Origin of the sequence: Edwardsiella tarda ATCC 15947 = NBRC 105688, assembly GCF_003113495.2 — a bacterium.
Taxonomy (GTDB): Bacteria; Pseudomonadota; Gammaproteobacteria; order Enterobacterales; family Enterobacteriaceae; genus Edwardsiella; species Edwardsiella tarda.
Map to the genome: position 1 here is coordinate 2,171,217 of NZ_CP084506.1, position 20,415 is coordinate 2,191,631.

A 20,415-nucleotide genomic window follows, 5' to 3' on the forward strand; every position below is an offset into this window, starting at 1 on the left:
CGTCTCCTTTCAGGAAATGGCTAACGTGGAGTACAACAGATACCGAAAACAAAGAAAGAAAATAATTTAATATCAATACGTTATAAACAATACGCTCAATAAATAAGCAACAAAAAGAAAAGAAACGCATTTTACAGCTCACTATTTTTCAATGAGTTAAGGGCGTTGTTGAATAAATCGAACTTTTGCTGTGTTGAAGGATCAGAGCTCAGATCCTCCCAACAACGCAGACGATGCCGTGGCAAAATAAAAATTCAAAATCACCAACTGGAAGACCTACAACAAGGCCCTCATCAACCGTGGCTCCCTCACTTTCTGGCTGGACGATGAGGCTATTCAGGCGTGATACGAATCAGCCACACCTTCATCCCGGGGAAGGCCTCAGCGCTATTCTTACCTTGCCATCAGGACCGTCCTCGTGATTAAACGCGTATTCCGCCTCACCCTACGCGCCGCACAGGGCTTTATTGATTCCATTTTTACGCTGATGGACGTTCCGCTGCGCTGCCCGGATTACACCAGCGTTAGCAAGCGAACAAAGTCAGTTAACATCAGTTTTAAAGCCCCCACCCGGAGTGAGATAGCCCATCTGGTGATTGATTCAACAGGACTGAAAGTCTTCGGTGAGGGTGAATGGAAAGTCAAAAAACAGGGTAAAGAACGTCGTCGCATCTGGCGAAAACTGCACCTTGCAGTCGATGCTAAAACACATGAAATAATCTGCGCCGACCTTTCACTGAACAATGTCACGGACGCAGAGGCCTTTCCCGGGTTAATCCGGCAGACACACAGAAAAATCAGGTCAGCCGCTGCAGACGGAGCTTATGACACATGGTTATGTCACGATGAACTGCGCCGAAAGAAAATTAGTGTCCTCATCCCTCCCCGAAAGGGTACCGGTTACTGGCCCGGAGAATACGCAGACCGCAACCGTGCTGTTGCTAATCAGCGTCTGAGCGGGAGTAATGCCCGGTGGAAATGGACAACAGATTACAATCGTCGCTCGATAGCGGAAACGGCGATGTACAGGGTGAAACAGCTATTCGGAGGTTCATTGACGCTGCGTGATTATGATGGGCAGGTTGCGGAGGCTATGGCCATGGTGCGTGCACTGAACAAAATGACGGAGGCAGGTATGCCAGAAAGCGTTCGTATTACCTGAAAACACGACCCGCTACGGGGATCCTTGCCTGAAACCTGATTTATTCATAGATGGTCGCCTCCGGTTTGCCAAGCTAAACATGTTGTGGTGGATTTGCAGGTCATCAATTGCAGCCATAGATCCGGACTTTGCCGAGGTGATGTGAAACTCCTCTGTCCCTGATGGAATACGCTGATGGAGACCTCTATCAACAAAGCGCTCTTTCAGTAGCCTTGAATAAACCGGGTTTTCCCCATCACGGTCTGACCTGTCCTGCCATCACGTCATGCTTGCCTGAACAATCGGTGGTGTTGTTTCTGTCTTATTGACTCAGATAATTAAACGTTTATCACTGCTGCACAGTACTCCTGGTCTTTTGACAATAGTGCCCACACAATCCGCGCATTCTTATTAGCCAATGCTACTGAGGCAATGTTGTTATTTCGGCGTGCCAGTAGGTAGCCGACTGGCCCATCCCGATACAGCATCCTGTTTACGTTTGACCGACTGCAACACAGCCCTGGCTCCGTGAATAAGTGAGGTTCGTAAATAAACATCACCTCGTTTGCTTATCCCGAGCAAGACTTGTTTGCCACCACTTGAATGCTGACGTGGAACCAGTCCTAACCAGGCAGCCAACTGTCGGCTATTTTCGAAATTGTTGGCGTTGCCGATAGTCGCAATGAGTGCGGTGGCGGTGACTGGGCCAATGCCTGGGATCTTGCTGATACGCTGACATAGCGCATTTTGGTGGTAGCACTGCTCAATCTGCTTGTCGAGCGTAGCGATGACATCGAACAGATATGCCATATGGTGCTGTAACAGACTCAGTTGTACACGAAATAGAGATGGTAATGAGTTATTGGCATCTTCCAGGATCTCAGGTAACTGTAGTTGTAACTGCTGGATCCCCCGGGATACAACGATGCCAAATTCAGCCAATAGCCCCCGAATTTGATTCGCCTGAGCGGTCCGTTGTTTGATGAAACTCTGACGACTCCGGTGAAGTGCCAATACGGCTTGTTGCTCAGGAGTCTTGACTGGCACGAACCGCATGTTAGGTCGAGTGACGGCTTCGCAAATAGCCTCTGCGTCTGCAGCATCATGCTTATTGGTTTTGACATAGGGCTTGACGAACTGAGGGGCCATCAGCTTGACGTTATGGCCCATCGATATTAGTTTGCCGGCCCAAAAGTGGGCAGAAGCACAGGCTTCCATGCCGATCAAACATGGAGGGATGTTGGCAAAAAAGGAAAGCATTTTTGCTCGCTTGAGTTGCTTGTTGAACAAGCGCTTGCCGTGTTCGTCAGTTCCGTGGATCTGAAAAACCTCTTTTGCCAAATCGATGCCGATAGTCTTAACACTTATGATGGCCGCTCCGCTCAAGTAGTGACGATTTATCGTCCCACTGTGGCACAAGATGTAGGGGGCGACCATTCCATTAATAAAGCCTGTACGGTTATATCGCTCAATATATGCATTCTGTTGAGGTTTGCCGAGTTGAATAAAACGCAGGGTTATCTTTTGCTGAGCCGCCCATGTCATCAGTATCCTGCTGGTATATTCTGGCCTGTTGTCGCACCGTATGGCTGCCGGTTTTCCCTTCCATTCGATGAGCCGCTCCAGTGTTCGCACAACCCGATTCGTCGGGAGAGAAAAATCAACGTCTATTGCCAGTGCCTCACGGTTAAAATCATCGATAACATTCAGCAGACGAACTGAGCGACCATCCGATAGCTGATCGTGCATGAAGTCCATCGACCAGCATTCATTACTGTTTTCAGGAACCCTCAGTGGTTCAGGCTTATCCCTTTTAAGTCGTTTTTTCAGCTTTATGCGCATGTTCAGCGACAACTCGCAGTAAATTCTGTACACCCTTTTGTGGTTGAACCGGAAGCCTTTTACGTTGCGCAGGTATAAAAAACACAGGCCAAATCCCCAGTTTCGCTGGCTGTCAGTGATGTGGAGCAGCCAGTCAGCAATGAGGTCATTTTCTGCGTTCAGTTGGGGCTGATAGCGATAGCAACTACAAACAGCTTACAGGCAAAAGTACGCTGACGTTTCGACTTCTGACTGCGTGCTGTGCCATCTGCTTTCGATGAGATGGCGTCACCACTTTTTTGCCATGGCTTCCTGAATGATTTCGGCTTTGAGCCGCTCTTCAGCATACATTTTTTGAGGCGACGATTTTCGTCTTCCAGGTCTTTCAGGCGTGTCATCATGGAAGCGTCCATACCGCCAAAGCGTGAACGCCATTTATAGAAATTAGCATTGCTCATGCCATGCTCGCGGCACAGCTCAGCCACCGGTGTTCCGGCCTCGGCTTGCTTCAGGATGGACATGATCTGGCTGTCAGTGAAACGTGATTTTTTCATAGAGATCTCCCCAGTTTAGATTACGATAAAATTCTACTTATCAACACACCGATTTTCCGGGGGGGGTACCATATCATGGCTGTTAGAATCAAGGTAATCAATCTACCACTGTAGCATCATAATACGTTGGTTCAGGTGCTTGGCTTTGTGGGGATACACAGCGTACGGACACTGTACGCTTCTTTAATGGATGGCTCACTTATTTTTTGAACATAAATTACACTCACTCAAGGTACTAATCCATTGATTTTGTTTGATATTACCATGAATAATCAGAACTTTGTGCGTATAAGGTAGTTCAAATAGATCAATTGCAAAAAAGATGCTGAAACTATTTAAATGTTAATTATAATTAATGTAACTATATATTGTGCTATGACTAATGCTTCTATACTCACTAAGTTATCCTTGAGAGGTTGTAGTGGTGTTTATTTTTCCTACTCATTAATGTAACATATATTCAATTCTTTTAATGAGGTCCTACTATGTCTGTTAATGATGCAAAAAAACTTGCGGACAAACTTTTCCCAGTATTTGATGATGATGATGTTTCCATAGTTGATATTCCCCCAGAGCAGCGCCGGTTGCATACAGAAACTTATGATTTTTCAATATCAACACTGGTTGATTATTTAAAAAGTGGTGCTGTTTTTATTCCTGATTTTCAAAGGAAGTATGTTTGGAATAGAGGACAGGCATCAAGATTGATCGAATCTTTAATAATCCAATGCCCTATTCCCGTTATTTATTTGAATCAAGAGAAAGACGAAAGCTTATCTGTTATTGATGGCAATCAACGATTGACTTCAATTAAGCTTTTTATTGAGGATGGCTTTGAATTACAGGGACTGACAGCATACCCAGAATTAGAAGGGAATTTGTTTTCATCTTTGGATGCGAGATTTCGCAGACATATTTTAAATAGAACATTGAGATGTATAACTATATTAAAAGAAACTCACCCTCAAATTAAAATTGATGTCTTTGAAAGGATTAATACTGGTGCTGTGCAATTAAATCCCCAAGAGGTACGCCATGGCGTTTATCATGGCCCATTATTTACTATGATTGATGAAGTAAGTGAAGAAAAAGTGTGGAAAGAGTTGACAGGCATTAAAAATGATACGCGAATGAAGAATAATGAGCTCATATTAAGAGCTTTTGCGCTTTCATTTTCTGCCACACCATACAGGAAACCGTTAAAGAAATTTCTTAATACCTTTAGTTCTGAAAATCAATATATTGAACCTAATCTTGCTTTAGAATGGCGTAGTAGATTTCTTAGGGCATTGAACTGCATTAATAAATTGTTCGGCAAAAAAGCATTTAGAGTCCTAAATGAAAACTTAGAACCGCAAGTGAAAAACTTTAACTCTGCATTATTTGATGCTCTTATTGTCGGCTTTATGACATCAAGATTTAATCAGAATTTAGTAAATGAATTGAATGGCATAGCGCTTAATGATTTTTTAATAAATTTCCAGAGAATTATATCAGAGGAACGTTTTAATGAGTCGATTACTTCTGGCACGTCAGCAACGCAATTAGTTCATTATCGTATTAGCACAATGAAAGCATTCATTGAACGGTATTTCGACTGATGGCATACGTTAAAAGTGCATCTAGGAAGCAATTCGAGCAGATTCATTTAAGTTTGCTCGAACAGGTTCGCTATGTATCAAAGATAAAAGAGCTAAGATCAGACATTGTACATAGTGTTTATAATAACGCGATATTCAGAGCATCCGCTGCATTCGAAGATTACATTAAGGAGGTTTTGGAAGATTGGATTGATATGCTTAATAACAATAACGGATGTCTTTCACACTTACCTGATGAGATTATATTATTCTCTTTATTTAAAAACCAAGAGAAAAATTTCATAAATTACATATCACATGGCTCAGAGTCCATAATGATGAGCGACTTGAATAAGTGTAAAGATAAACTTCAGGTGTTAACTTCACCAGGTTGCCCTGTTAAACCAGTTATTGTCTCAAAACAGCTAATCATGGATAAAAAATATCCATCTAAAAAAAATATTAAAATTATTTTTAATAGATTTGGAATTAAAGATATATTTAAAGCTATGGCTATGAAAGGTAAAAAGGATTATGAACTCATGCTTCAATCTTTTTCTGATAGCCGTACGGAATTAGCTCATTCTTATTCTTCTACTAATATTACGAAAGGCACTGTTATTGGTAACTTAAATAATGTAAAAGAGATTGTTAAAATTCTCGATAGAATATTATATACACATATTTGTGCTAAAAGTGGTAGTAAATACTGGAAAACAGAATTATTAATTGTTTAATATTATTGCGGCTAATGTCTTTAGCCGCATTTTAGTTGAAGCCATCTTTGGCCTCTGTGTTTATCATATATGAGAAAACTCAAATGGCCTGACCATAGCATTGCTGTTAACATTAAGGAAATCAGCCCACCACTGCAACATCAAACGGCGCTGATCAAAGTGCTTGGCCTTGCAGCACGGACGCTGTTGCTTTCCTTGTGGCTCATCTAAAGCTCTACAGCGTCTTCTGACCACAAACCAGACTCAATTAAGGCACAACATGCAAGTGTGCGGAAGCCGTGCCAATGATGTCCTGCTTCGTGCCATAGCCCATATTGATTGCGCAGGGCTTTGTTGATGGTATTTGTAAACAGAGCAGTTAAGCGGCAAAGCAATATCGCGTCCAATCATCCATCAGCGCCACACACTGAGGCCACAACGTCCTATGTTGATATTATATAGTCTTGCCTGCCCAATCACGAAATGTTGATCTGAACCCATTCTGCGTTAAGTTGGGATATCTCATGCGTTTCAACACTGACAGTTAAGCGGCATTAGGAGGAATTCATCTTTTGTAAGACATCACTGTATCATCGAAGACGTTATTTGAGCTAGCATCTTTTTACAATCTTAACGATATCTTAGGTTAGTGTTAGTATGCGCTGATAGAAAATGTTAATTATTGCATGTAATCTGGTTGTTTATTATCCAATTATTTTGATGTATAATAACTACTATTCAATAGTATAGTCATCATTTACTGGTTTGTAAAGTAGAGGGTATTAATGAAAATACAAAAAATTGATATCAAAGATGTTGGTGGTATAAAAAGAGCAATAATTAATTTTGATGCAAGTATGAATATTATTTGTGGACCAAATGGGATCGGGAAAACCACAATTTTAGATTCCGTAGCACATAGTTTTATTGCTACAAACAGCTATGTCCTTAAAAGACATGCTCAGTCTACTGATGGTCAGATAAATACCGTATTAAATGATTGTGACAATATTAGAGAGAATCACATTTCCCTTGAACAGTTCAATCCTGAGGATTATTCATATATTAGTGGCTTAAGCGAGTCAGGAAGGAAAGTGATTTATTTGAGCATTTCTAGAATGTTCAAATATGTATCTTTATCTAATATTTCTAAAGATGAGGAAAGACAAGATCATAGCATATACACACTTTTGACTAACGGAATTTCGGTTGCGGATATGAAAAATTGGTTCGCAAAACGCTGCCTGTTCGTTAATACACCAGAAGCATTAAGTGAAAATAATAAAGTTAATTTGGAGTTGGCAAAAAAATGTTTTTCGCTGCTTAATGCTGAATATAAATTTTCTCGCGTAGATGCAAAAAAATTTGATGTTTTCGTGTCTACTCCGAATGGGGAAATTTGGTATGAATATTTGTCATCAGGATTTAAATCATGTCTGAGTATTTTATTCGGTATAATCAAAGAGATTGAACTAAGAATGCCTGATGAAAATTGTTTAGCACAGTATTTTGATGGCATTGTGTTGATTGATGAACTGGAAATGCATCTTCACCCTGAATGGCAGTCTAAAATTGTTTCTGTTTTGCGAGGCACATTTCCTGCAACACAATTTATAGTTACTACTCATAGTCCTCACATTATACAAAATGCAGAACCTAATCAGATAATTGCATTAGGAACAGATAGTAATGGATATACATACGTCAGAGAACTCCCAAGTAATGAGTTTGGTTATACAGGATGGACATTAGATGAGGTACTCAAAGATGTAATGGGGATGGAGGACACAAGAAGTAAGAAATTACAAAATATGCTTGCTGCATTTGATCAAGCTATTGATGAGGAGAATAAAATTGAAGCAGAGCGCATTTATAAAGAATTAGATAGGGCACTTCATCCAGCAAATGTGCTTAGAAAAATGCTTAGCATTGATCTTTCCTCAGTAATCGAGGAGGGCAATAAATAAATGATTAAGCTGGAAAGAAATTTTACACCTTTATTCTTTTCTCCTCATAATGTTAGTCGTTTAACTGAAAAATTTAAGAGCAGCGGTACTCATGTATGGCATCATGATGATGTAAAAAATTCGTTGATGGAGTTAAGTGATAAAAAATGTGCATACTGTGAGGTTAAGCTTGGTGAAAAAAGCACATATCATGAGGTGGAGCATTTTAAAGATAAGAATGATTACCCTGATGATGTAATAGAGTGGAGTAACCTATTACCTTCATGTCGTCATTGTAATGGTTCTAAAGGGACTCATGATGTTGTCCAAGAACCAATAGTTAATCCTTTTGAGGAACTCCCGGCAGAGTTTTTTTATATTAAAAATTTCAGAATGAAAGGAAGAAATGAGAAAGGTATTCTGACTATAGATGTTTTAAATCTTAACGATAGAGAACACTTGGTTAAACCAAGATGTGAAACAGGAGCTATAATCGCGGAAAAAATAGAGGATTCTTTAACTTTATTTGAGGTGTATCTTTCAAATTCAACAAGCACAAATAAAAGAAAGTTAATCGGTACTGTTAGAGGGATACTTAAAGAATGTCAAAGAAGTGCCATATTTTCCGCAGTATCGGCTACTATATTACATACGAGCGAGGATTATCTGACTTTACGGGATAATATGATAGCTCATGAGTTATGGGATGAAGATATGGAGAACCTTCACATAAGGTCAAGCAATATACAATTACCAACAACAGCTTAATATAAAAGTGTCATTCTGCTATATGAGTAAACGGAATTAATTATTCTGTGTCACTCACATATTTTGATTATCTATGACAGGCTGAGAACATCCAAGCCTGTCATAACATAGTAACATCACTTAGTGGGGTTAATATGTTTGCAAAACAAACCCCCGTCCACTCATCCATCAGCGCCCCACCCGCTTAGGCCATAACGTCCCACGTTGATATGTTGCTTCAGCCTTATCTGGGCTTTGTTGCATAAATCAGGTTTCTGGCAAGGATCCCCGTAGCGGGTCGTGTTTTTAGGTAATACGAACGCTTTCTGGCATACCTGCCTTCGTCATTTTGTTCAGCGAACGCACCATGGCCATAGCCTCCGCAACCTGCCCATCATAATCACGCTGCGTCAACGAACCTTCGAATAGCTGTTTCACCCTGTACATCGCCGTTTCCGCTATCTAGCGACGTGGACTGACCCCAAAACCGTAGACAAATTCTGTCCTCACAATGAGGCCCGTTCAAAGCCCTCCGGACTGACGCAGCCCCTGCCACTAAAGCAGCCTCCCGCCTGTTCAGGCTGCACAGTCACACACTTCCCCCACGCCCCACGATGGTACGTACAGGGTCATCGCCATTCATCGCCGCGTCATAAAGCGCTGTTACGCTTTTTGCCCATGACAAATGACAATAGACCCATTCGATAAGGGATAAACGATGATCTATGACCCCATACGGCGACACTTTCTCAAAAGCGCCAGCGTCGCAACCGCCGCCCTCTTTCTTCCGCCAATCCATGCCGAGACGCGCGTCTCACCACCGCTCAGCGATCGGGTCATGCCCGCCGCGCTACAGCCGATAAGCCTAGCAGAATGTCGTGCGCTAACACCGGAAGAGATGGCCGCGAGCTCACCGCTCATTCAACAGGCGCGGGACTATTTACAAGAACAGATCGCCACTATCCAGGATCAGGCGTTGCAGCAGACGATCGGCGCGCTCTATCGCCAGCCGGTGCCGCTGTCTATCGCCCGCATGAGTAGCGATGAACGCCGCGCCGTTTGGCAGGAGCTCCGTGCGAAAGGCTACACCGACGCCCAGGAGACAGATTTTCTTCCCCCTCTTCCCACACAGCGTAACGATGGTGAGGCGTTTTTCAGCGCGCCGGGAAGCGGTTACCAGAGTCATCATGCCTACCCAGGTGGACTCGCGACCCATGTCGCGGCCAATGTCGCGATCACTAACGGGATCATCGCGACCTATATCGATGTCTATGGCTACCAGGTTGAGCGTGACATTGCGCTCGCCGCCCAGCTGCTACACGATCTGCATAAGCCGTATGTTTTTCAGTGGCAGGCGGATCATGCCAGCCGTCAGGAGCAGACACTGGCCGGTACCGGCGAACACCATATCTTATCCCTTGCCGAGCTGATTTACCGGAAGCTGCCGCCAGAGTTGGTGGTCGCGACGGCCTGCGCGCACCAACCGCCCTCCAATGCCGAGAGTGAGGCGCAGATCGCAGGCTGGCTCGCGGCGGCCGCCATCATTGCGGGCCGCGACCCCGTCGCCTATGGATTAGTCGCCCAGCGAGGCAACGGCCTGACCCTGAAGAATATTGCCCAGCAAGAGGGGTATATTTGCCATCTGGGCGATCATGACTTTGTCCTCTCGGGCCCGGCGGTGAAGCAAACCCTACCGCTCCTGCAACACCTCGCCCGCCAAGACTATGGCATCGCACCGGATGGCGACGCCTTTAATGCGCTACGCAACCGGCTGTATTCGGCGCACAGCGCGATGCGTGTGCATCATGCCTATCTGACCCAAGGCGAGGGCGCGGTCCGGGCATTGATGCACGGCGTCGTGGCCGCGGCATAAGCGCGATCTCTGCAGGATCAAAGGGGCGCCATCGCGCCCCGTCACCGCTCGCGCCCTATCTGCAGGCCGCGCCGTCGCTCACCACGCGAAGGACCACGCGGCCCGAGCGCCGGGCGCGGGCACATCCGGCATCGCGGCTCGTCGCCGTTACTTCAGCAGGCGAACCTTAACCGCCTTGCCCTTGATCTTCCCCTGCTGTAGACGCTTCCACGCCTGGCGGGCGACCGCCTGACGCACGGCGACATAGGCGTGGGTCGGATGGAGATCGATCTTACCGATATCCGCCCCCTCCAGCCCCAGATCGCCAGTCAATGCCCCGAGGATATCGCCTGGACGCATCTTGGCGCGCTTGCCGCCATCGATACATAGGGTCGCCATCGCCGCCGCCAGCGGGACGACGCGTACCCCGCTCGGTAGCGGTTGCCAGTTAAGGTTGAGACCCAGCATCTCCTCCAGCACGCTGGCGCGTTGGGCCTCCTCCGGTGCACAGAAGCTAATGGCTAATCCGCTTTCGCCAGCACGGGCGGTACGCCCGATGCGATGCACATGCACCTCGGGATCCCAGGCGAGTTCGTAGTTGATGACCATCTCCAGAGCCTTAATATCCAGCCCTCGCGCCGCCACATCCGTCGCCACCAGCACCCGGCTGCTGCCATTGGCGAAGCGGACCAATGTCTGGTCACGCTCCCGCTGCTCCATATCCCCATGCAAGACCAGCACGCTCTGACCCGCGTCATTTAATGCATCCCCCACCGCCTGGCAATCTTTCTTGGTATTGCAGAACACCACACAGGAGGCGGGTTGATACTGGCTTAACAGCGTCTGCAACAGGCCGAGCTTCGCGCTACGGGCGACCTCATAAAAGCGTTGCTCCACGGCGGGCAAGGCATCGACGGTATCGATCTCGATGCTCAGCGGATCGCGCTGGATACGGCGGCTGATGGCGGCGATCGTCGATGGCCACGTGGCGGAAAACAGCAGCGTCTGGCGCTTTTCCGGCGCCCAGGCGATCACCTCGTCGAGAGCCTCGGCGAAGCCCATATCCAACATCCGATCCGCCTCATCCAGGACCAGTGTCTGCAAGGCGGCCAGGCTAACGGTCTCTTTTTGCAGATGGTCGAGCAGTCGGCCCGGCGTGGCGACGATGATGTGCGGCGCGTGGGTCAATGAGTTACGTTGCACGCTGAACGGCAGGCCACCGCACAGTGTCAGCACCTTAATATTCGGTATGCAGCGCGCCAGATTGCGTAAGGCATTCGCCACCTGATCGGCCAGTTCACGGGTCGGGCAGAGTACCAGTGACTGGGTAATAAACTGGCTAGCATCAATATGCTGTAACAGACCGAGCCCAAACGCCGCCGTCTTCCCGCTCCCGGTCTTCGCCTGCGCACGGACATCTTTACCCGCCAGAATCGCTGGCAGGGTCGCCGCCTGTACCGGCGTCATGGTCTGGTAACCCAGCTCCTTGAGGTTATTGAGTTGTTCGGCGGAAAGGGCATTCAGTTCGGCAAAGGAGGTCACAATGATAGTCTCAGCGGGTAGAAAAGCCGCCCGAGCGTTATTGCCCGGACGTCGAGGCGACATGATACCATCCAATCGTCTCGGCGCTGGCGGGATTTTTTCTGGGTGTCACGGCGTATAGCGTACCGCCCTCCTGGGGGCACGCGTCTCGTCCCAACACGGCGGGAGTGGAGCCGACTCGCCTCCCGATGAGCCTCATTTTCCCCGACGACTTGCTACAGAGCGTAGGATTACAGGTATAATCCTTGGCATAACTTAGCAGATTTAGATACCAATATGACCAAACTGACCTTGCAAGAGCAGCTGTTAAAAGCGGGACTGGTGACCAGTAAGAAGATAGCCAAAGTCCAGAGAACGGCAAAAAAATCACGCGTCCAGGCCCGAGAGGCGCGCGAAGCGGTGGAAGAAAAGAAACAGGCACAACTCGAACGGGACAAGCAGCTCAGCGAACAGCAGAAGCAGGCCACCCTGGCGAAAGAAATTAAAGCCCAGGTGAAGCAACTGATCGAAATGAATAGAATCAGCCTGAAAAAAGGCGATATCGACTTTAACTTTACCGATGGCAACCTCATCAAGAAAATCACCCTCGATAAGTTGACACACAGCCAGTTGGTCAATGGTCGTCTCGCCATCGCGCGTCTCGCCATCGACAGTAACGGTACCACGGAGTACGCGGTGATCCCGGCGAGCGTCGCCGATAAGATTGCGCAGCGGGACGCCGAGAGCATCGTCTTGCACAGCGCCCTGAGTCAGGAGGCGCAGGATGAGGACGATCCGTACGCCGACTTTAAGGTGCCGGATGATCTGATGTGGTAAACCAGGCGGCCTGCCTCAAGGGAGGATGAGCCGGGGATCGCCCGCGCGACCTTTGTCGCGCCTCAGGCGGCGTGGGTCGGGATGAACGGATGCCAGGCGCATCGGCGCCCGCCCCCCCAACGAGATCATCCCGACCCGAACACCGGTTACGCCTCGGCCGAGTGAGCCCGCACCATGACCGCCGCCGACACGGCTAAGCGCCCATCCCCCCGACATCCCGCCGCGAGGCGCGGCTCAAGGTAGGCAACAGGCTGTCGCCGCCTGCCAGAAACGCTCCACCGCCGGGCGACAGCTCTCGCGCCGTTTATACAGTAGGATCGGTAAACAACAACTGAGCTGAGGATGGTCAGGAAAGGCGTTGCAAATCACCCCCTGAGCTAACTCCTGGTGGATCATCGAGAGCGGCAGCCAGGCCAGGCCCCGATCGCGCAGCACCATATGCTTGAGCCCTTCGCTCATGCTGGTCTCGTAGCACTTCGCCAACGCCCTGGGTGCCTGACGACATAGCGGCGCCACCACCCGGCCGATAAAGGAGAAGTCGCTGTAGGCCAGATAAGGCAACGGTTGTGTCGCATCCTGGCGCGCGGCGAGGTTACGCGAGATCACCGGAATCAATGTCTCGTGGGCCAACAGGTGTGCCTGCAACCCCTCCCTCTCGACGGCGTTCGGGCGTGCGCCGTCGATATCATATACCATCAACAGATCGGCGCTGTTTTCCAGCAGGGTATTAAAGTGATTATCCACCCCCTGCAACCCCGGATTGACCACCACATTGATCCCCGCCAACGCCTCGCCGAGCGCGTCGAGCAGCGCGGGCAACACGTTGACGGCAAAAGTATGCAGGCTGACGATACGTACCGTCTCATCGGACTGCACCGCCAGTTGGGCAAAATCGAACTTCACATCGTGGATGCGCGCCAGAATATCCTCGGCGGAGGGGAGAAACTTCTCACCATAGGGGGTCAGCGCGATGGGATTACTACTGCGATCGAACAGCGGCACCCCTAACCAGATCTCTAAGGCCCGAATGCGGCGGCTGAATGCCGGTTGTGTGACATTACGCGCCTTGGCCGCCGCCGAAAAGTTCCCCAGCCGATACAGGCTAAGAAAATCCTCCAACCATTTTACATCCATCACGACATCCTATGTTCTGACGGCATAACCCCATGCTCAATAAGCAATAGTCACATAAAGCGTGGCGATATTATATTTTATCTCAATAAATTCCTGCGCAGTGCGGCACGAAATCGTACTGCGCCACCCTTGCACCACCCCCAGGCGTAGCGCGCCACAAGTATTTGCCGCTGTGCCCGCGCCGACCGCCAGCCATTCCCCACGCGCCGCCCGCCGAGCCCTCATCGGTGACGCACGCATAACGCCACAACCAGGAGAGATGCCCATGTTTACCCTGCTGAAGAATGCCGAAGTCTACCAACCCCGCTATCTGGGGCGTCAAGATGTGCTGCTGTGCGGTGAAAAAATCGTCGCCATCGATACCGCGTTACAGGTGGCCGCCCTACCCGGCCAGTGCGAGGTGATCGACTGTCGGGGCAAGATATTAGCCCCCGGCCTCATCGACCAGCATGTGCATCTGATCGGGGGCGGGGGTGAGGGCGGCTTCGCCAGCCGCACCCCGGCGGTCTCGCTGTCACGCCTCGTGCGCGCAGGCACCACCTGTGTGGTGGGTGTCCTCGGGACCGATGGGATCTCACGCTCACCCAAGGATCTGTACGCCAAGATGCAGGGGCTGAATCGGGAAGGATTAAGCGCCTATATGCATACCGGCTCCTACGAGCTACCGACGCGGACCATCAGCGGCACCATCCGCGACGACATCGCCTTCATCGAGCGGGTATTGGGCGTGAAGATCGCCCTGGCCGACCACCGTGGCTCCTTCCCCACCAGCCAAGAGTTGCTGCGCATCGTCTCCGATATTCGGGTCGCCGCCCTACTGGCGGGCAAGAAGGGGTTGCTACACATTCATCTCGGCGCCTTGCCCGATGCCTTTGCGCAGATCAACGAGCTGCTGGCGCGTGGCCTGCCCATCCATCACATCTCGCCGACCCATGTGGCGCGTACCGAGGCGCTGTTCGCCGACGCCATCGCCTTCGCCCGCGCCGGTGGTCACATCGATGTCACCTCCGGTGGTAGCCGCTTCCTGGAACCGGCCTGTGCGGTGAAGTTGGCACTCGAATCGGGTGTCGCCGCCGACCGGATCACCATCAGCTCCGACGGTAACGGCAGCATGCCGCGCTTCGATGCGCAGGGCAATATGGTGGCGTTGGAGGCGGCACCGCTCGACGGTAACCTACTGCTGTTGCCGCAACTGGTCGATCAGCAGATTCCTCTAGCCCAGGCGCTGGCGATGGTCAGCTCCAACGTCGCCGAGGCCCTGGGAATCGATAAAGGCAGAATTTTACCCGGAAAGGATGCAGACCTGTGTCTATTCGACGATAATCTGCGCCCCGAACGCGTCTATGCCCGTGGCCGCTTGATGCTGAAGGGAGAGGAGTATCTGGCCATGGGTAACTTTGAACAAGGAAACTGAGAGAATGAGTCTACTGATCGCGCTGTGCGCCGTGCTATTTGCCGGGCGCCTGATCTTAAAAAACTATAATCCCCAGGCGGTATTATTACTGAGCGGCCTGGTGATGATGGCCATCGCCGTCTTCACCAATGACGCCACCTTTATTAGCAAGTCAACCGGTTGGATCGGCTTCGATCTGCTGGAGTACATTAACCAGCTGTTCCAAAAGATGGGCGGTGGGCTCGGTCTGCAAATCATGCTGATCGGCGGCTTTGCCATGTATATGTCCGCCATCGGCGCCAGCCAGGCGCTGGTACGCGTGACGGCACGCCCATTGCAGCGCCTCAACTCTCCCTACCTGCTGCTGGGCATCGCCTTTATCCTCGGCCAGACGCTGTCGCTGTTTATCACCAGCGCCACGGGGTTAAGCCTGCTGTTGATGGCAACCCTGTATCCGGTGCTGACGCGCCTGGGCTGTAGCCGCGCGGCGGCGGCGGCGGTGCTTGCCAGTACCTGTGCCATCGAATTCGGCCCGGGATCCGGCAACTCCATCATGGCGGCGCAAACCTCGGGGGTGGATATCACCGAATACTTTATCCACCAGCAGTTACCCGTCGCCGTATTGACCATCCTGGTGGTCGCACTGTTGCACATCCTGGTGCAACGCTACTTCGACCGCCGCGACGGTGCCATGGCCGAAGAGGTTAATCTGGATCAGGAGAAGCTACAGGAGACGCAGAGCGACGCCCCGCTGCACTATGTGTTGCTGCCCATGCTGCCGCTGTTCTTTATGTTGACCTTCAGCAAGTTAGGCGTCGGTACAATCATCATCAACATGAATACCGCCGTGTTGATCAGCGTCGCGCTCTCCATGCTGTGTGAATACCTGCGCTTCCGTGCCGCCAAGCCCGTCATGGCGGGACTCAGCGTGGTCTTTAGCAACATGGGTAAGGTGTTCGCCACCGTGGTGACCTTAATCGTCGCCGGCCAAACCTTCGCCGAGGGGTTGAAGTCGATCGGTGCGGTGCATGACCTGTTGGAACTGGCCAGCAACGCCGGATTCGGTAGTGGCGTGGTGGTGCTGCTGATGGCCCTGTTAACCTTCACTATCGCCGCGCTGATGGGCTCCGGCAACGCCGCCTTCTTCTCATTCGCACCGATGCTGCCAGATATCGCCAAGCGCGTCGGCGGCAGTACCGCCGAGATGATCCTGCCGGTGCAGATCTCCGCCGGTATGGGACGCACCATTTCGCCGATCGCCGGGGTGATCATCGCCGTCGCCGGCATCGCCGGCATCTCACAGGTCGATATCGTACGCCGTACCCTCATCCCGATGCTCGGCGGTTGGTGCTTCATGCTGCTGTTGACCTTCTACCGCTCCGGGCAACTGTTATCGGTACTGCCTTTCATCGCCCTGATCATGATCATCATGATCGCTGCCCTATACGCCATGGCGCGCAAGAAAAATACTAGCCAGCAACACGCCGGCTAATCGCCCCAACGACTCCCATACTCTGGGAGTCGTTTTTTTCGTTTATTTCCCTCACCACTGGTTAATACCTTAATGCCGAGCCTTACGCTTATCGATCAATAAGCTAAGCGATACCACCAATTAATAACCGGTATATTCTCCTTTAAATAAATAAAAAACATTTTTTACCCTATCACTCTAATTAAATAAATTAAGATAGAATAAGAAAATAAACATCTGACGACAGATCGCGCAGCGATCACATTTTCACAAAAAATTAGCATGCTATATATATTGCCCGCATAAAAATAAATGGGCTGCATAATGAACACATCCGAACAAGACGTGAATTCGCTTACCTACCCCGCGTCATCGCTGAAAACGCTGTGGTGGAACATCATGGACAATTGGCGTGTGGGAATTATTCCCTTACCGTTATTTGTTCTCGCTGGTATATTAATTGCTGTAGATTGTCTCAATGATAGTCTACCGAATAATATCGTGGTCATGGTTGCCACGCTGGCCTTCTTCGGTTTTGCCTGTGGTGAATTTGGCAAGCGGCTACCGATCGTTGGCAAAATGGGTGCGGCGGCAATCTGTGCCACCTTTATTCCTTCGGCCATGGTCTATTATGGGGTATTACCTCAGACGGTGGTCACTTCAACCACGCAATTTTTTAAAAGCAGCAATATTCTTTATCTCTATATCTGCTGCATTATCGTCGGCAGCATTATGAGCATGAATCGCAGCACCCTGATCCAAGGGTTTATGCGTATCTTTTTCCCCATGCTCTGCGGTGAGATCGCCGGCATGCTGGTCGGCATGGGCGTCGGTTACGCCTTGGGTCTCGCGCCGTTCCAAACCTTCTTCTTCCTCATCCTGCCCATCATGGCCGGGGGGGTCGGCGAAGGCGCCATCCCGCTCTCTATGGGCTATGCGACCCTACTGCATATGCAACAGGGTGTCGCCTTGGGGCGTATCCTGCCGATCGTCATGCTGGGCAGCCTGACGGCCATCGTGATTGCCGGATCGCTGAACATGCTGGGCAAGCGCTTCCCACACCTGACCGGAGAAGGCGAACTGATGCCACGTCGCGCAGGGGATAACGCAACACAGATGGCCGCCTTGACCGACACCGGCAGCGATAAGCTCGATATCTCCGCCCTGGCCTCCGGCGCACTACTGGCGGTGCTGCTGTACATGGTCGGGATGCTGGGACACCGTTTAATCGGTCTGCCCGCACCGGTTGGCATGCTGTTCGTCGCCGTCCTGATCAAGTTGGCACACGGCGTCTCACCGCGCATCATGCAAGGTTCGCAAATCGTCTACCACTTCTTCCGGACTTCGGTCACCTACCCGATCCTGTTCGCCGTCGGGGTCGCCATCACCCCTTGGCAGGAGTTGGTTAACGCCTTCACGCTGGCGAACCTCGCGGTGATCGTCAGCACCGTCGTCACCCTGGTCGCCACCGGCTTTATCGTGGGTAAACGGATCGGGATGCACCCGATCGATGTGGCTATCGTCTCCTGCTGCCAGAGTGGACAAGGCGGTACCGGCGATGTGGCCATCCTGACCGCAGGCAACCGTATGGCACTGATGCCCTTCGCCCAGATCGCGACGCGTATCGGTGGGGCCATTAACGTCTCCCTGGCCCTGCTATTTTTGGGCAAAGTATTACTGTAACCCTACTTCAACCGATTAAGTCATCATTATTATGAAACTCGTTAGTTATCTGTATCGTGGACAACGCAGTTATGGCATCGCGCGAGCGGAAGGCATCATCGACTTGAAGCGACGCCTCGGTCTCTACTATGACGACCTCAAAAGCCTGCTCGGCGCCCAAGCGCTGGAGGAGGCCCGTGTATTCGAGCAGCAGCCGGTCGATATCGACTATATCGAGGTCACCTTCCTGCCGGTGATCGATAATCCCAATAAGATCCTCTGCGTCGGCATGAACTACCCGGATAAGCGCCGCGAGTTCGATCAGCAAGATCCCGCGCCGACGCTATTCGTCAGGTTCGCCGACTCGCAGACCGGGCACATGACCCCACTGCTGAAACCGTCGCAATCGCAACAGTTCGATTACGAAGGGGAATTAGCCGTGGTGATCGGCCGAGGGGGCAGCAACATCTCCCGTGGCCAAGCGCTGGAGCATGTCGCAGGCTACAGCTGCTACATGGATGGCTCGGTACGTGACTGGCAGCATAGCTGGTTCACCGCCGGTAAGAATTGGAGCCGGACCGGCGCCTTCGGCCCGTGGCTGGTGACGGGCGACGAGATCCCCGACCCTCAACAGCTGCGTATCCTTACTCGCTTAAACGGCCATGTGGTGCAAGAAGACAACACCGCCGCGATGATCCATCCCATCGCCCAGCTCGTGGAGTACATCAGCACCTTTACCCTGCTGAGTCCCGGCGATGTGATCATTACCGGTTCACCGGGCGGTGTGGGCAAGAAACGCCATCCTCCCCTGTTTATGCAGCCGGGTGATTGCGTCGAAGTCGAGATCGAACGTGTGGGACATCTCAGTAACCGCATCGTCGAAGGCGTACTCTAACGGCACACCGCTGCGCACGGGACACGACCGTGCGCCCCCTCTGACGGCGTATTCTCCCAGTCGGCCTGCGGTCTACTGGGTGCGCCGCATGGCTGTTATCTATTGGAGATCGATTTATGTTGGGTCATAAGTACCATGCTCTTCTATTGACCACCGCCCTACTGTTGGGCGGACACGCCTACGCCAGCGCCCAGGGGGTCTACCTGACCCCGCAAACGGCACCGGATGCGGTCAAGATCCTCCCCCCTCCGCCGAGCTACGACTCTGTCGCCTTTCTCCAAGACCAGGCCGTTTACCAGGCGAAAGATGCCGTCTATGGCGCGCAACGTATCGAGCAAGCGGCTAACGACGGCAACTATAAACAGATCCCGGCCCTCTTCTCCCCCGCCTTCGGCATGACGATCAGCGCCAAAACCACACCGGCCATTACACGGCTGCTCGATAACATCATGGCCGATAGCCATAACCCCACCCTACGCTCCGCCAAAGATCATTACCGGCGTCAGCGCCCATTCGTGTTTAACCATGGGCATACCTGCACTCCCAAATATGATCAGGAGATGGCAAACTCTGGCTCCTATCCCTCCGGCCATGCCACGCTCGGTTGGGCCGTCGCGCTGGTGTTGGCCGAAATCAACCCGGCACGCCAGAACGAATTACTGCAACGCGGCTATCAATTCGGCCAGAGTCGAGTGATCTGCGGCGCCCATTGGCAGAGTGATGTCGATCAGGGGCGGTTATTGGGATCCGCCTTCGTCGCGAGCCTGCACGCACAGCCGTCGTTCGAGCGCGATCTGGCCGCCGCCAAGGCGGAGTTCCAACGCCTCGCTCACTGAGCCTTATCCCGTCCACGGACTCCCCATGGCAACGGCAGCGCGCTGGACGACCCGCCTAACGGCGCATGCAGTTAGGCGGGGGCAAGCCGCTTGCGCCATCCTCACCCACCGTATCAGAAAATATTATCACCCGGCGTGAGTGCCCCCCGCCACATCCCACGCGGCAGCCTGGCGAGCCGCGTACTCGTGGAGATCATGCTAGCGGACGACGCGGCAGGGCGGTGCCCTCCGTCTCGAGGCGCTTGACGCTGTGCGACGGGGCCGCTCACACAGGCAGGCGCCCCGGTGCGACGATGACGGCGGGAGGTG

General features: G+C 51.1%; 13 protein-coding genes and 7 pseudogenes. 12 read left to right on the plus strand and 8 right to left on the minus strand.

All coding sequences use genetic code 11. The annotated features are described in order from the left end of the window. The first annotated feature begins 259 nt into the window (after window positions 1–259). A pseudogene (locus tag DCL27_RS10090) lies at window positions 260–1,162 on the plus strand (IS5 family transposase). A 317-nt stretch (window positions 1,163–1,479) separates the two neighbouring features. Here the strand turns inward: DCL27_RS10090 and DCL27_RS10095 are convergent. Together DCL27_RS10095 and DCL27_RS10100 are read right to left on the minus strand one after the other, a co-directional pair. Further along, a pseudogene (locus DCL27_RS10095) lies at window positions 1,480–2,509 on the minus strand (IS110 family RNA-guided transposase). 84 nt (window positions 2,510–2,593) lie between these two features. Beyond that, window positions 2,594–3,516: pseudogene (locus DCL27_RS10100) on the minus strand (IS3 family transposase); the annotation flags it as partial. A gap of 485 nt (window positions 3,517–4,001) precedes the next feature. On the opposite strand from DCL27_RS10100, the gene DCL27_RS10105 reads away from it, so the two are divergent. Further along, window positions 4,002–5,117 (plus strand): DUF262 domain-containing protein, encoded by a 1,116-nt coding sequence (locus DCL27_RS10105; protein ID WP_109691516.1) that lies wholly within the window; start codon window positions 4,002–4,004, stop codon window positions 5,115–5,117. Then, window positions 5,117–5,833 (plus strand): HEPN domain-containing protein, encoded by a 717-nt coding sequence (locus DCL27_RS10110; protein WP_080582859.1) that lies wholly within the window; start codon window positions 5,117–5,119, stop codon window positions 5,831–5,833. Before DCL27_RS10105 ends, DCL27_RS10110 begins: the two co-directional genes overlap by 1 nt. A gap of 63 nt (window positions 5,834–5,896) precedes the next feature. On the opposite strand, the pseudogene DCL27_RS10115 reads toward DCL27_RS10110, so the two are convergent. Further along, window positions 5,897–6,177: pseudogene (locus DCL27_RS10115) on the minus strand (tyrosine-type recombinase/integrase); the annotation flags it as partial. Between the two features lie 14 nt (window positions 6,178–6,191). Next, window positions 6,192–6,356 (minus strand): annotated as a pseudogene (locus DCL27_RS10120) (integrase); the annotation flags it as partial. A 241-nt stretch (window positions 6,357–6,597) separates the two neighbouring features. Between DCL27_RS10120 and DCL27_RS10125 the strand changes: the two are divergent. Together DCL27_RS10125 and DCL27_RS10130 are read left to right on the plus strand one after the other, a co-directional pair. Then, window positions 6,598–7,779: an AAA family ATPase gene (locus tag DCL27_RS10125; RefSeq protein ID WP_109691515.1), complete on the plus strand. Its 1,182-nt coding sequence runs from the start codon at window positions 6,598–6,600 to the stop codon at window positions 7,777–7,779. Further along, complete coding sequence (locus DCL27_RS10130) at window positions 7,780–8,526, plus strand: HNH endonuclease (RefSeq protein ID WP_109691514.1); 747 nt, start codon at window positions 7,780–7,782, stop codon at window positions 8,524–8,526. A gap of 100 nt (window positions 8,527–8,626) precedes the next feature. On the opposite strand, the pseudogene DCL27_RS17780 reads toward DCL27_RS10130, so the two are convergent. Continuing rightward, window positions 8,627–8,763, minus strand: a pseudogene (locus DCL27_RS17780) (integrase); the annotation flags it as partial. 48 nt (window positions 8,764–8,811) lie between these two features. Further along, window positions 8,812–8,967 (minus strand): annotated as a pseudogene (locus DCL27_RS10135) (IS5/IS1182 family transposase); the annotation flags it as partial. A 256-nt stretch (window positions 8,968–9,223) separates the two neighbouring features. On the opposite strand from DCL27_RS10135, the gene DCL27_RS10140 reads away from it, so the two are divergent. Further along, window positions 9,224–10,378 (plus strand): HD domain-containing protein, encoded by a 1,155-nt coding sequence (locus DCL27_RS10140; RefSeq protein ID WP_035598109.1) that lies wholly within the window; start codon window positions 9,224–9,226, stop codon window positions 10,376–10,378. Between the two features lie 147 nt (window positions 10,379–10,525). Here DCL27_RS10140 and dbpA read toward each other — a convergent pair whose 3' ends face one another. Beyond that, window positions 10,526–11,899 (minus strand): ATP-dependent RNA helicase DbpA, encoded by a 1,374-nt coding sequence (dbpA, locus tag DCL27_RS10145; RefSeq protein ID WP_035598106.1) that lies wholly within the window; start codon window positions 11,897–11,899, stop codon window positions 10,526–10,528. Between the two features lie 276 nt (window positions 11,900–12,175). On the opposite strand from dbpA, the gene DCL27_RS10150 reads away from it, so the two are divergent. Continuing rightward, a complete protein-coding gene (locus tag DCL27_RS10150; protein ID WP_035598102.1) occupies window positions 12,176–12,715 on the plus strand; it encodes a DUF2058 domain-containing protein in 540 nt (179 codons plus the stop codon). 234 nt (window positions 12,716–12,949) lie between these two features. Here the strand turns inward: DCL27_RS10150 and DCL27_RS10155 are convergent, their stop codons facing one another. After that, a complete protein-coding gene (locus DCL27_RS10155; RefSeq protein WP_005284701.1) occupies window positions 12,950–13,849 on the minus strand; it encodes a LysR family transcriptional regulator in 900 nt (299 codons plus the stop codon). A gap of 265 nt (window positions 13,850–14,114) precedes the next feature. On the opposite strand from DCL27_RS10155, the gene iadA reads away from it, so the two are divergent. From iadA to DCL27_RS10180, 5 genes are all read left to right on the plus strand, one after another. After that, on the plus strand, window positions 14,115–15,263 hold the full coding sequence (iadA, locus tag DCL27_RS10160; RefSeq protein ID WP_005293048.1) for a beta-aspartyl-peptidase: 1,149 nt from the start codon (window positions 14,115–14,117) through the stop codon (window positions 15,261–15,263). 4 nt (window positions 15,264–15,267) lie between these two features. Beyond that, on the plus strand, window positions 15,268–16,734 hold the full coding sequence (gene dcuC, locus DCL27_RS10165; protein WP_005284692.1) for a C4-dicarboxylate transporter DcuC: 1,467 nt from the start codon (window positions 15,268–15,270) through the stop codon (window positions 16,732–16,734). A 303-nt stretch (window positions 16,735–17,037) separates the two neighbouring features. After that, a complete protein-coding gene (locus tag DCL27_RS10170; protein ID WP_005293044.1) occupies window positions 17,038–18,396 on the plus strand; it encodes a 2-hydroxycarboxylate transporter family protein in 1,359 nt (452 codons plus the stop codon). A 31-nt stretch (window positions 18,397–18,427) separates the two neighbouring features. Continuing rightward, window positions 18,428–19,270 carry a fumarylacetoacetate hydrolase family protein gene (locus tag DCL27_RS10175; protein ID WP_005284680.1) on the plus strand — a complete coding sequence of 281 codons (843 nt, stop codon included), beginning with the start codon at window positions 18,428–18,430 and terminating at the stop codon, window positions 19,268–19,270. A gap of 116 nt (window positions 19,271–19,386) precedes the next feature. Then, complete coding sequence (locus tag DCL27_RS10180; protein ID WP_005284678.1) at window positions 19,387–20,106, plus strand: acid phosphatase; 720 nt, start codon at window positions 19,387–19,389, stop codon at window positions 20,104–20,106. Window positions 20,107–20,415 lie beyond the last annotated feature (309 nt).

Bases quoted from the DNA above. Each gene is read 5' to 3' on its own strand.
- DCL27_RS10175 (WP_005284680.1), top strand. From the start codon at position 18,428: ATGAAACTCGTTAGTTATCTGTATCGTGGACAACGCAGTTATGGCATC.
- iadA (WP_005293048.1), top strand. From the start codon at position 14,115: ATGTTTACCCTGCTGAAGAATGCCGAAGTCTACCAACCCCGCTATCTG.
- DCL27_RS10155 (WP_005284701.1), bottom strand. From the start codon at position 13,849: ATGGATGTAAAATGGTTGGAGGATTTTCTTAGCCTGTATCGGCTGGGG.
- DCL27_RS10105 (WP_109691516.1), top strand. From the start codon at position 4,002: ATGTCTGTTAATGATGCAAAAAAACTTGCGGACAAACTTTTCCCAGTA.
- DCL27_RS10150 (WP_035598102.1), top strand. From the start codon at position 12,176: ATGACCAAACTGACCTTGCAAGAGCAGCTGTTAAAAGCGGGACTGGTG.
- DCL27_RS10140 (WP_035598109.1), top strand. From the start codon at position 9,224: ATGATCTATGACCCCATACGGCGACACTTTCTCAAAAGCGCCAGCGTC.
- DCL27_RS10180 (WP_005284678.1), top strand. From the start codon at position 19,387: ATGTTGGGTCATAAGTACCATGCTCTTCTATTGACCACCGCCCTACTG.
- DCL27_RS10170 (WP_005293044.1), top strand. From the start codon at position 17,038: ATGAACACATCCGAACAAGACGTGAATTCGCTTACCTACCCCGCGTCA.
- DCL27_RS10125 (WP_109691515.1), top strand. From the start codon at position 6,598: ATGAAAATACAAAAAATTGATATCAAAGATGTTGGTGGTATAAAAAGA.
- DCL27_RS10130 (WP_109691514.1), top strand. From the start codon at position 7,780: ATGATTAAGCTGGAAAGAAATTTTACACCTTTATTCTTTTCTCCTCAT.
- DCL27_RS10110 (WP_080582859.1), top strand. From the start codon at position 5,117: ATGGCATACGTTAAAAGTGCATCTAGGAAGCAATTCGAGCAGATTCAT.
- dcuC (WP_005284692.1), top strand. From the start codon at position 15,268: ATGAGTCTACTGATCGCGCTGTGCGCCGTGCTATTTGCCGGGCGCCTG.